Origin of the sequence: Amycolatopsis sp. NPDC051128, assembly GCF_040682715.1 — a bacterium.
Taxonomy (GTDB): Bacteria; Actinomycetota; Actinomycetes; order Mycobacteriales; family Pseudonocardiaceae; genus Amycolatopsis.
Map to the genome: position 1 here is coordinate 55,466 of NZ_JBFBBN010000055.1, position 11,066 is coordinate 66,531.

The 11,066-nt window shown below is 73.1% G+C and carries 13 protein-coding genes; 9 read left to right on the forward strand and 4 right to left on the reverse strand.

Annotated elements, in window-relative coordinates:
- The first annotated feature begins 116 nt into the window (after positions 1–116).
- Positions 117–947: a phytanoyl-CoA dioxygenase family protein gene (locus tag AB0M82_RS37945; RefSeq protein ID WP_364732815.1), complete on the forward strand. Its 831-nt coding sequence runs from the start codon at positions 117–119 to the stop codon at positions 945–947.
- Between the two features lie 61 nt (positions 948–1,008).
- On the opposite strand, the gene AB0M82_RS37950 is transcribed toward AB0M82_RS37945, so the two are convergent.
- A complete protein-coding gene (locus tag AB0M82_RS37950; protein ID WP_364732818.1) occupies positions 1,009–1,854 on the reverse strand; it encodes an alpha/beta fold hydrolase in 846 nt (281 codons plus the stop codon).
- 98 nt (positions 1,855–1,952) lie between these two features.
- Between AB0M82_RS37950 and AB0M82_RS37955 the strand changes: the two genes are divergently transcribed.
- Positions 1,953–2,324 (forward strand): helix-turn-helix domain-containing protein, encoded by a 372-nt coding sequence (locus AB0M82_RS37955; protein ID WP_364732821.1) that lies wholly within the window; start codon positions 1,953–1,955, stop codon positions 2,322–2,324.
- On the opposite strand, the gene AB0M82_RS37960 is transcribed toward AB0M82_RS37955, so the two are convergent.
- Positions 2,321–2,689: a VOC family protein gene (locus AB0M82_RS37960; RefSeq protein ID WP_364732824.1), complete on the reverse strand. Its 369-nt coding sequence runs from the start codon at positions 2,687–2,689 to the stop codon at positions 2,321–2,323. The two genes, AB0M82_RS37955 and AB0M82_RS37960, sit on opposite strands and share 4 nt — an antisense overlap.
- Before the next feature lie 85 nt (positions 2,690–2,774).
- Here AB0M82_RS37960 and AB0M82_RS37965 point away from each other — a divergent pair, with 85 nt between their 5' ends.
- Positions 2,775–3,404: a winged helix-turn-helix transcriptional regulator gene (locus AB0M82_RS37965; RefSeq protein WP_364732827.1), complete on the forward strand. Its 630-nt coding sequence runs from the start codon at positions 2,775–2,777 to the stop codon at positions 3,402–3,404.
- On the opposite strand, the gene AB0M82_RS37970 is transcribed toward AB0M82_RS37965, so the two are convergent.
- Positions 3,331–4,245 (reverse strand): NAD(P)H-binding protein, encoded by a 915-nt coding sequence (locus AB0M82_RS37970; protein WP_364732830.1) that lies wholly within the window; start codon positions 4,243–4,245, stop codon positions 3,331–3,333. The two genes, AB0M82_RS37965 and AB0M82_RS37970, sit on opposite strands and share 74 nt — an antisense overlap.
- Positions 4,246–4,324: 79 nt before the next feature.
- On the opposite strand from AB0M82_RS37970, the gene AB0M82_RS37975 reads away from it, so the two are divergent.
- A complete protein-coding gene (locus AB0M82_RS37975; protein WP_364732833.1) occupies positions 4,325–5,119 on the forward strand; it encodes a helix-turn-helix transcriptional regulator in 795 nt (264 codons plus the stop codon).
- Here the strand turns inward: AB0M82_RS37975 and AB0M82_RS37980 are convergent.
- Positions 5,109–6,263: an MFS transporter gene (locus tag AB0M82_RS37980; RefSeq protein ID WP_364732836.1), complete on the reverse strand. Its 1,155-nt coding sequence runs from the start codon at positions 6,261–6,263 to the stop codon at positions 5,109–5,111. The genes AB0M82_RS37975 and AB0M82_RS37980 overlap by 11 nt on opposite strands.
- A 123-nt stretch (positions 6,264–6,386) precedes the next feature.
- On the opposite strand from AB0M82_RS37980, the gene AB0M82_RS37985 reads away from it, so the two are divergent.
- The 5 genes from AB0M82_RS37985 to AB0M82_RS38005 all read left to right on the forward strand — a co-directional run bounded on the left by AB0M82_RS37985 (position 6,387) and on the right by AB0M82_RS38005 (position 10,932).
- Complete coding sequence (locus AB0M82_RS37985; protein ID WP_364732839.1) at positions 6,387–6,782, forward strand: YciI family protein; 396 nt, start codon at positions 6,387–6,389, stop codon at positions 6,780–6,782.
- Positions 6,782–8,053: a sigma-70 family RNA polymerase sigma factor gene (locus tag AB0M82_RS37990; protein ID WP_364732842.1), complete on the forward strand. Its 1,272-nt coding sequence runs from the start codon at positions 6,782–6,784 to the stop codon at positions 8,051–8,053. Before AB0M82_RS37985 ends, AB0M82_RS37990 begins: the two co-directional genes overlap by 1 nt.
- Before the next feature lie 36 nt (positions 8,054–8,089).
- Entirely contained in the window at positions 8,090–8,845 is a 756-nt protein-coding gene (locus AB0M82_RS37995; protein ID WP_364732845.1) for a maleylpyruvate isomerase family mycothiol-dependent enzyme, read from the forward strand.
- A gap of 61 nt (positions 8,846–8,906) precedes the next feature.
- Positions 8,907–9,482 (forward strand): PadR family transcriptional regulator, encoded by a 576-nt coding sequence (locus AB0M82_RS38000; RefSeq protein WP_364732848.1) that lies wholly within the window; start codon positions 8,907–8,909, stop codon positions 9,480–9,482.
- 10 nt (positions 9,483–9,492) lie between these two features.
- Entirely contained in the window at positions 9,493–10,932 is a 1,440-nt protein-coding gene (locus AB0M82_RS38005; RefSeq protein ID WP_364732851.1) for an FAD-dependent monooxygenase, read from the forward strand.
- The last annotated feature ends 134 nt before the right edge of the window (positions 10,933–11,066 follow it).

An 11,066-nucleotide genomic window follows, 5' to 3' on the forward strand; every position in this document is an offset into this window, starting at 1 on the left:
GTTGTGTCCGCAGCCGGAGCTCGGAGCTCGGGCCCAAGTCCGGATGAGTCAATCCGACAACTCCTCGCGCGGATAATCGATGTATTTCCAGACGCCTGAGTCACATCGTTGTCGGCATGAGCGAATCATTCAAGACCGCGTTCGCCAACGACGGGTACGCCGTGGCCTGGGGACTCTTCGCGGAACCCGAAGTGGACAGCTTGCGCGAGCACTTCATGACACTACGGCGCCGCAAGTCCTATGCCGACGACGTGGTCGGCGTGCAGCCGGACAGCCGCGACCCGTTGCGCCGCTACCCGCGCATGGCCCAGATGCACCGCTGGGACGACGTCACGCTGCGGTGGCTCCTCGATCATCGGCTGGCCGACATCCTCACGCTGTTGCTGGGCGCCGAGCCGTACGCCGTGCAGTCGATGCTCTACTTCAAACCCGCCGGTGCCCGCGGGCAGGCGCTTCACCAGGACAACTTCTATCTCCGTGCCGAGCCGGGCACGTGCGTGGCCGCGTGGATGGCGCTCGATCCCGCCGACGACGACAACGGCTGCATGATGATGGTTCCCGGCAGCCACCGTTGGCCGATCCTGTGCACCGAGAACGCCGACACCCGGATCAGCTTCACCGACGTCACCGTCCCGCTCGCCGGGCACGAGGCCGTGCCAGTGCACATGGCGCCCGGCGACGTCCTGTTCTTCAACGGGTCGATGGTGCACGGCAGCCGGCCGAACACCAGCGCCGACCGGTTCCGCCGCTCGCTGATCGGACACTACATCGAGGGCGAGACCAGGCAGGTCGCCGAGTACTACCACCCTGCGCTGCGCATGGACGGCACACCGCTGCGGCTCGAGGTGAGCGAAGGCGGCGGCGCATGTGGCGAGTGGGTGGAGCACGACGGCGAGCGCCTGGTGGCCATGACCGGAACGCACACCGTCACACGCAGGCATGAGTAGTTCGACGGCGGCCGTTCGGTGTCGGGGTGCTCGACCCCGCAGGTTCCGCAGATCCAGATCGTCAAGGCGTCAGTCTTGAAGCTCCAGCAAGATCGAGGTCAAGGAACGAGTTCAGCAGCGGCACCAGGACGTCCGGCCGGTCCAGCGGGATGATGTGGCCGCAGTCCTCGACGAGGTGGGTCACCAGGTCGTCGGCGACCGGCCGCAGCTGGCGGGCGAGGGCGTCCCCGACCGGGTGGGCGCCGATCGCCATCGCGGGCACGGAGAGCCGTCCGGCCGCGACGGCGTCCTCGATCTGCCGGGCGCTGACGGGCATCGCGCGGTAGTGGGCGAACGCGCCGCGCAAGGCGTCGCGCCCGGTGTAGGCGGCGACGAAGTGGTCGCGGATCTCGCGCGGCACCCCGCGGCCCCGGGTACCCGCGTCGAGAAACCAGCCGACGTACTCCGCCTCGTGTCCGATCAGGACGGTCTCCGCGAGTTCCGGGACGGCGTGGAACCCGAACCACCACGGTGGTCCGCCCGCGAGGAACCCTTCGGCGCCGGGGAGCCGGCCCAGCAGCGACTCCATGAGGACGAGCCGCCGGACGCGGCCGGGGCGGCGCATGGCCAGCAGGAAGGCGGGCGGCGCGCCCGCATCGATCCCGGCCACGGCCGCCGTCGGCTCGCCCAGCGCGTCGAGGAGCGCCTCGGCGTCGGCCGCGAGAGTGCCCGCGTCGTAGCCGTCCGCCGGACGCGATGTCGCGCCGAGCCCGCGCAGGTCCGGCACGATGACCCGGTACCGCGTCGCCAGGTGGGGGACGACTTCGGTCCAGAGCCGCCCGGTGTGCGGGAAGCCGTGCAGCAGCAGGACGGCGGGGCCCTCCCCGGTGACCGTCACGTGCACGTCGATGCCGTTCACCCGCAGCATGAGTCTCCCTTGGCAGTTACCATTGGTTATCACCAAACCGTAGGTAACTTCGAAGACCCGGCCAAGACGGCACTTTCCCGACAGGTGGTGAGCTCCAGGTGACCCCCTCCCCACGCGGCGACCTGTTCGACCCGGCGTGCCCGACGCGCCGGCTGCTCGACCGGATCGGCACGAAGTGGACGTCGATGGCGGTCAAGGTGCTGGCCGAAGCGGACCCGCGGGAGGTGCGGTTCGCCGAGCTGCAACGGCGGATGCCGGGGGTCTCGCAGAAGATGCTGTCGGTGACGTTGCGCTCGCTCACCCGCGACGGCCTGGTCGCCCGCCGCGTCGAGCCGACGGTGCCGCCGAAGGTGCATTACCGGCTCACGAAGCTCGGCCGTTCGCTGGAAGTTCCCCTTGCGGCGCTGCGGAACTGGGCCGAGGAGAACATGGCCGCGATCGACCGGGCCAACGCGGCCGCTGAAGACTAAGCCGGGCCCGCGAGACCGATCAGAGTGCCCTCCGGGTCGGTGAAGTGGGCGACCACCAGGTCCCGCCCCGGTGCGCGGTCCGGGCCCATCCGGCGGGTGCCGCCGAGCCGCTCGGCCTCCGCCAACGCCGCCGCGACGTCCGGGACGCCCACGTAGAACAGCGCCCGGCTCGGGTATCCCGCCCCGCCGCCGACGCCGCCCGGGATGCCGTCCGTTTCCACGAAGCCGTAGTTGCCCGCTTCCGACACCTGGTCCGACACCGGCCCCGAGGTGTCGAACGCCCAGCCGAACAGCTCGCCGTAGTACTCGCGCAGCCGCGCGGGGTCGGTCCCGATGATTTCGAAGTGCACGACCGGCCGGCCCATGACCGTTCCTTCCGTCGACGTCCGAGACCGCCACCGTACTCCGTGCTGGTTGTTAAAAACAACCTCAGAGTTGTAGATTGCAACCATGCCGACGAGCCGGAGCTACGGAGACGCCTGCGCCACCGCGCGTGCGCTGGACGTCGTCGGGGAACGCTGGGCGCTGCTCGTCGTGCGCGAGCTACTGTTCGGTCCGCAACGGTTCTCCGACGTCCGCCGCGCGCTGCCGGGCGCCAGTTCGAACCTGGTCACCGACCGGCTCCGCGAGCTCGAGGGCCACGGCGTCGTGGCCCGCCGGAAGCTGCCGCCCCCGGCGGGCTCGACGGTCTACGAACTGACGGAGTGGGGCCGGGAGCTGGAGCCGATCGTGCTGGCACTGGGCGCGTGGGGCGCGCGCGTCCCGCTCCCCCGGCCCGCGACACTCGGCGCCACGTCGGTGCTGCTGTTCCTCCGTGGCTCGGCGCGTCCACGCGGCACGGCGTGCTACCGCGTGGAACTGGACAGTCGCGTGTGGACGGTCCGCACCAAGCCGGGCCTGCTGACGGTCGAGCCGGGCGAACCCGCCACCCCGGACGCCGCGATCCGGACGGATCCGCCCACGTTGAACGCCCTGCTCGGAAAGCCGGCGGAGCTGGACGCCGCAATCACCGGTGGCCGGATGACGATCGAGGGCGACCGCAAGGCCGTCCGCCGGCTGCTCCGCGAACACGAAGGCTGAAGTCCGCGGCATGGTCGGCCGCCCACTCGGCGAAGCTCCGCGCCGGCCGGCCGGTGATCTCCCGGACCGTGTCCGTCGTCGGCTGCGGGCGGTCCACGAGCGCGGCCAGCCGCCGGATCCGGGCTTCGACGACGTCGGCCGATCCCACGCGGCCGAGGCCGCGGGCCGCGAACACCGTGGTCAGCTCGCGGCGGTAGTCGTCGAGATCCTGGGGCTCGACGCGAACCGCTGCCTCGATCGCCTGGCCGATCATCGAAGCCTGCTGCCGCACCGTGAGCGACTCGGGCCCGGTCAAGGTGTACTCCGCGCCGATGTGCCCGGGTGACGTCAGCGCGCACGCGGCGACGGCGGCGATGTCCGCTTCATGGATCAGCGCCGCGTGCGAGTCCGGGAACGGGTCGCGTACCACGCCGTCCCGCACGGAATCCGCCCAGAGCAGCCGGTTGGCCGCGAAGCCGGCCGGGCGCAGGAACGTCCACGGGATCGGAGAATCGCGCACGGCCTGTTCGGCTTCGCCGTGGGCGCGGGTGATGGCATCGGCCGACGCGGGATCGGCGCCCGCCGCGGACAGCAGGACGACGTGCGCCAAGCCGCGCGCCCGGGAGAGGAAGCCGCCGAGCCCGGCCGTGCCGGCGTAGAGGAACGCTTTCGTGACGCCGTCCAGGGCCACGTCCCAGCCCTCGGGCCGGGCCAGGTCGGCCGCGACCACTTCGACTCCGCCGGGCAGCCGGGCGCGGCCCGGGTCCCGGCCGGCCGCGCGCACTTCGTGGCCGGCTTCGAGCAGTTGTCCCACCAGGGCGCGGGCGACGTTCCCGCGGGCCCCGGTCACCAGAATCGTCATGGGGCTCAGGTTCGTCCCGGGCGGACGGTGCGGGGTAGGCACTGGCGGTACCACCCCGGCGCGGGGTGATGATGGGACGATGGACAGGGTGGAACTGGGCGGTTTCCTACGCAGCCGGCGGGCCCGGCTGCGGCCCGCCGACGTCGGCCTGGCGCCCGGCCCGCGGCGGCAGACGCCCGGGTTGCGGCGCCCGGAGGTGGCGCTGCTGGCCGGGATTTCCGTCGACTACTACGTGCGGCTCGAACAGGGCCGCGGACCGCGGCCGTCGGAGCAGGTCCTCACCGCGCTCGGGCGCGCGCTGCGGCTGACCGCCGACGAGCACGCGTACCTCCGGCGGCTGGCCCACCCGGCTCCCGAGCCGCCGTCGCGGCCGGTGCCCGGAAACGTCCTCCGGCTGCTCGACCGCCTCGGCGACGTGCCGGCGATGGTGATCGACGCCGGTTACGACATGGTCGCCTGGAACCCGATGCTGGCCGCGCTGATCGGCGACCCGGCGGCATGGCCCCCGCGGCGCCGCAACCGCTTGCGCCGGCTGTTCGACACCGGCGACGCGATCACCGGCAACCGGCTGGAGCTGGCCCGCCTGTGCGTCGCCGACCTGCGCGCGGGCGGCCGGTACCCAGCCGACCCGGTGGTCCGGTCGCTCGTCGACGAGCTCCTCGAGGAAAGCCCGGAGTTCGCCCGGCTCTGGGCGTGGCGGGAGGTCGTCGTCCAGCGGACGCTGACCAAGCGGACCCTCCACCCGGTCGCGGGTCCCCTCGAGCTCGACTGCGAGATCCTCGCCGTCCCGGGGCACGAGCACCGGCTGCTGGTCTACACGGCGGCGCCGGGCAGCCCGTCGGCCGAAGGCCTGAAACGGCTGCTCACCGCGTGAGAGCCGCTTCCCGCACCCGCAACGACGGCGCGAGGAACAGGATCGCGAAGGTGACCACGACCGCCGACGACAGCGCCCAGTGCAGCCCGATCCGGGTGGCGAGCGCGCCGACCAGCACCGGTTCCACCAGGAACCCCAGATACCCGCACGCGGCGACGGCGGCGACCGCCCGGCCCGGCGCGTCCGCCTGCTTCCGGCTCGCCACGCTCCACGCGATCGGCACGATCCCGGCCACACCGAGCCCGACGACCGCGAAGCCGAGCACCCCCGCGACCGGCCACGGCGCGGCGAGCACGACGGCGAACCCCAGCACCGCGACCGTGGTCGCCACGCGGACGAACCGCACCGCGCCCGTCCGCGCCACGACGCGGTCGGCGACCAGGCGCACCGCGATCATCGTCCCGGAAAAGGCGAAGTAGCCCAGCGAGGCGAGCGCCGGCGTCGCACCGGTGACGTCGGCGAGGTAGACCGCGCTCCAGCTGTTGACGGCACCCTCGGCGACGAACCCGCAGAACGCGATGACGCCCAGCGGCACCAGCGCCCGGCTCGGCCAAGCGAACGCGGCGTCGCCCTGGCCGCGGTCGGCGCCGGTGAGGAAGCGGGTCCGCGCGGCCCACAGGGCGAGCGCGAGCAGCACCGCGCCGGCGGCCGGAAAGTGCACGGACACCGGGACGTGCGCGGCCTCCATCAGCGCGTCGACGCCCGAACCGGCGAGCCCGCCGATGTTCCAGAAGGCGTGGAACCCGGCGAAGATCGGGTGACCGTAGCCCTCCTCGACACGGGCGGCGTGCGCGTTCATCGCGACGTCGAGCACGCTGTTGCCCACGCCGAGCACGAACAGCGCGGCGACGAACACCGGCGCGGACCACGCGAAGGCGACCAGCGGCAGCCCGGCGCACAGCACGGCCGCGCCGAGCACGACGGCCGCGCGGCTGCCGATCCGGGTCAGCAGCGCCCCCGCGCCCAGCAACGCCAGCACCGACCCGGCCGCGAGGCCGAACAGCCCGATCGCCAGCTCCCCCGTGCTCAGCCCCAGCTGCTCCTGCACCGCGGGCACCCGGGCCAGCCAGGTCGCGAACGCGGCGCCGCACACCGCGAACACGACGGAAACCCCCAGGCGGGCGCGTTTCAACTCCCCCGTCATCCGGCCACCGTAGCGACTACCCTCCGAAGCCCGGAAGAAAGTTCGCAGCCGATGTAGAGAACGCGGGCCGGGCTCCGTCCTTACCCGTGAACGCGCCGGTCCAGGCGTGAAAAGGAGCCGATCATGCCGAAGTACATGCTGCTGCAGAGCTACACCGCCGCCGCCGGGTGCGACGTCCCCATCGGCGAGTGGCCACTGGAGGACATCCGCGCGCACATCGCGTTCCAGCAGGCGCTCGACGACGAGCTGCGGGACAAGGGCGAGCTGGTCGACTCGCAGGGCCTGGCCGGGCCGGACGTGGCGAAGACGGTCGTTTCCGACGGCAAGGGCAGCCCGGTGGTCACCGACGGGCCGTACCCGGAGGGCAAGGAGCTGCTGGCCGGCTACCGGCTCGTCGACGTCGAGAGCGAGGACCGCGCGCTGGAGATCGCGGCGCAGGTCTCCGCGGCGCCCGGGCCCGCCGGGGTGCCGATCCAGCACCCGATCGAGGTGCGCCAGGTGATGAGCGCGCCCGCCTGATGCCCGGCGAAGAGGCCGAGGACCTGCTGCGCACGCTCGCGCCGCAGGTCCTCGGCGTCGTCGCGCGGCGGTTCCGCGACTTCGACGCCGCGGAGGACGCCGTGCAGGAAGCGCTGCTCGCGGCGGCGCGGTTCTGGCCGTCCGACGGGGTACCCGGCAACCCGCGCGGGTGGCTGATCCAGACCGCCGTGCACCGCCTGACCGACCGGCTCCGCAGTGAGCAGGCACGGCGCCGCCGGGAGGAGGCGTCGGCGAACGAACCACCGCCCGCCGACGTCACGGACACCGACGACACGCTCGTCCTGCTGTTCCTGTGCTGTCACCCGGCGCTCACGCCGGCGTCGGCGATCGCGCTGACGCTGCGCGCGGTGGGCGGCCTGACCACGGCCGAGATCGCCGGGGCGTTCCTGGTCCCGGAGGCGACCATGGCGCAGCGGATCAGCCGCGCCAAGGCCCGGATCAAGGCGTCCGACGTGCCGTTCCGGCTGCCGGCCGACGGCGAACGCGAAGCCCGGCTGCGGTCGGTGCTGCACGTGCTCTACCTGGTGTTCAACGAGGGCTACACGAGCAGCGCGGGCGGCCGCCTGCACCGCACCGAGCTGTCGGGCGAGGCGATCCGGCTGGCGCGGCTGCTGCACGGGATGCTGCCGGCCGACGGCGAGGTCACCGGGCTGCTGGCGCTGATGCTGCTCACCGACGCGCGGCGCCCGGCCCGGACCGGGCCGTCCGGCGAGCTGGTGCCGCTGGCCGAGCAGGACCGGGCGAAGTGGGACCGCGCGCAGATCCGGGAAGGCGTCGCGCTGGTCACCGAGGCGCTCGCCCGCGGCGACGCCGGCGAGTACCGGCTGCAGGCCGCGATCGCCGCCGCGCACGACATCGCGCCCCGGGTCGAAGACACCGACTGGCACCAGATCCTGCGCACCTACCGGCTGCTGGAGCGGATGACGGACAACCCCGTGGTGTCGCTCAACCGTGCGATCGCGACGGCGATGGTGCACGGGCCCGCCGCCGGGCTCGCCCTGCTGGCGACCCTCGACGACCGGCTGGCCGGGCACTACCGGCTCGACGCCGCCCGCGCCCACCTGCTGGAGCTGGCCGGGGACGTGACCGCCGCCGTCCGGCACTACGACGCGGCGGCCGCGCGGACCGCGAACACCCCGGAGCAGCGGTACCTCATGACGCGCGCCGCCCGGCTCCGGAAATCATTCTCCGGCACCGGGCCGGCGGCCGTCCAGGTCCCGGGAGGTGACCTTCGGGGCAGCCGGTCATGACCCCGCGGCCGCCGTCGCCCGGTCTACCGTGGGCAGGTGAAGTCACTGAGCCACGACCGGCTGGCCGTCGCCCTCGTCGCCGAAGCGGAGCGGTTCGGGACGGCGATCGCGGGCGCCGGACCGGAAGTGCGCGTCCCGACGTGTCCTGAGTGGACACTGCGCGACCTCACCTGCCACGTCGGGCTGGCGTATCACAAGTCCGCCGCGATCATCGCGAGCCGGCCCACCGGTTACGTGCCGTTCGAGGCCGTCACGGTCGAGGAGCCACCCGGGTTCGGAGGCCTCGGCGACTGGCTCGTCGACGGCGCGGAGCGGCTCGTCGCCGCGGTGACCGAGGTCGGCCCGGAGACGCCGACGTGGACGCCGGATCGCCGGGCCGGGTTCTGGACCCGCCGGCTCACGCACGAAACCGTCGTCCACCGCGCGGACGCCGCCTTCGCCACGGAAGCCCCGTACGACGTCGACGCCGAACTCGCGGCGGACGGGATCTCCGAAGGCCTCGACCTGGTCGCGGTCTTTTCGCGACTACAGCACCCGGCGCTGGACCGGACGCCGCTGCGGGGCACCGGGCAGACCCTGCACTTCCACGCCACGGACCCCGGGCTCGGCGACGCGGGCGAGTGGCTGGCCCGGCGGACGCCGTCGGCCGTCGAGGTCGGTCATAAGCACGCCGGCGCCGACGTCGTCGTCGAGGGCCGCGCGACCGGGCGCCTGGCCGGGGACGACCCCCGGCTCACCGTGTCCGGCGACGCGGGCCTGTTCCGGCACTGGCGGGAGAACACGCGCTTCTAGGCGTAGCGCATCTGACTTGACCGAGGTCGTATAGTCGGTTCCGACTAATAGGGAGCGACTAGTGCCACCACGCAAGATTCGCAACACCCTCGCGCTCGCTTTGCTCGGGCTGCTGCTGGAACGCCCGATGCACCCGTACGAAATGGCGTCCACGCTGCGCGAGCGCTACAAGGACACGACGTTCAAGATCAACCCGGGGTCGCTCTACGACACCGTGGAGTCGCTGGCGAAGCACCGCTGGATCGAGCCCGTCGAGACGGTCCGGGAGGGCAACCGGCCGGAGCGGACCGTCTACGCGCACACCGAACTCGGGCGCCAGGAGTTCGTCGCCTGGCTCGACGAACTGGTCCGGACGCCGGTCGCGGAGTACCCGAAGTTCGTCGCGGCGGTGAGCTACCTCGGCGCGCTCGGCCCGGAACGCGCCGCCGACGCGCTGGAGGAACGCGCCCGCCACCTCGCCGAACGCATCGAAGGCGCGGACACGGCGCTGGCGGACACCGTCGGCAAGGGGGCGCCGCGGCTGTTCATGATCGAGGTCGAGTTCGTCCGCCACGCCTGGCAGGCCGAGCTCGACTGGGCCCGCCGCACCGCCGCCGAAATCCGCTCCGGCTCCCTGCCCTGGCCCGACAACTTCTGAGGGGAAACTCGTGCTCGAAACCGATGTCCTCGTCGCCGGCGCCGGCCCCGCGGGCCTGCTGCTCGCCGCCGAACTCGCGCTGGCCGGCGTCCGCACCACGATCGTCGAACGCCACCCCGAACGGCCGCCGTACTGCCGCGGCTTCAACCTCAACGCCCGCGCGCTGGATCTGCTGGCCCGCCGCGGGCTGGCCGATGGCCTGATCGCCGAGGGCCACCGGGTGCCGCACGCGCCGGCCACCGGCCTGCCGGGGCCGCTGCTGCTCGACGGCGCGGCGACCGACCACCCGTTCTCGCTGGGCATCCCGCAGACCCGCGTCGAAGAGGTCCTGGAAGCGCGGGCCGTCGAACTCGGCGTTTCCCTCCTCCGCGGGCACGAACTGCGGTCCTTCACCCAGGACTCCGACGGCGTGACCGCCGTCATCCACAATGGACTCCGGGTCCGGGCGCGGTACCTCGTGGGGTGCGACGGCGGCCGCAGCACGGTCCGCAAGCAGGCCGGGATCGGCTTCCCCGGGGTCGACGCGCGGTGGTTCGCGCTGCTCGGCGACGTCGAATGCGAGCTGCCGTACGGGCCTTCGGCCGGGTCGGACGGCCGGACGGTGTTCGTCATCCCGCGGCCCGGGTACGTCCGGATCGTCGTCCGGGAGGACGACCCGCCGGCGGACAAGGACACGCCCGTCACGCTGGAGCGGCTCCAGGCGCAGGTGGACGCCGTCCTGGGCCGGCACGTCGAGCTGCGCGCGCCCCGCTGGCTGAGCCGGTTCGGCGACGCGGCCCGGCTGGCCGAGCGCTACCGCGCCGGACGTGTCCTGCTGGCGGGCGACGCGGCGCACATCCACCCACCGGCCGGGGCGATCGGGGTCAACGTCGCGCTCGACGACGCGTTCAACCTCGGCTGGAAGCTCGCGGCGACGGCGCGCGGAACGGCGCCGGAGGGTTTGCTGGACACCTACCACGACGAGCGGCACGCGGCGGGGACGCGAATCCTGGCCAACACGCGGGCCCAGGTGGCGCTCGAGGAGGCGAGCGCGGAACCGCTGGCCGACCTGATGCGCCGCGTGGCCGCGCACCCGGCGGGCAACCGCGCCCTGGCCGAAATCATCACGGGGCTGGACGCGCGCTACGAACCGGACGGGCACTCCTGGCTCGGCCGATTGGCTCCGGACGTGCCGTTGACGGTTTCCGGTGCGGAAACACACCTGGCCGCCTTGCTGCACTCCGGACGTCCGGTGCTGCTGGACCTGACGCCGCCGGGGTCGTTCGCGGCCTGGTCGCCCGGGATCGAGGTGGTCGCCGCGGCGAGTCCGTCCACTTCGGACATCGAGGCGGTGCTGCTGCGGCCGGACGGCCATGTCGCGTGGGTGGGCACGCCCGGCTCTGGCGATGCGGGGTTGGCGGAGGCGGTGCGCCGCTGGATCGGCGACGTCCCGATCCCGGTGCCCGCCTGATCCGAAGGGCGGCGCCCTTCGCAGGGTTCCGGCAAAGTCTCTTGGCGAGGAGTGGCTGCGAGGGGTTTCTTGGTCGCGAATGACTCATTCGGGACCTGCGAGGTCCCGATATAGGGGTTCGGGGCCCCCAGCCC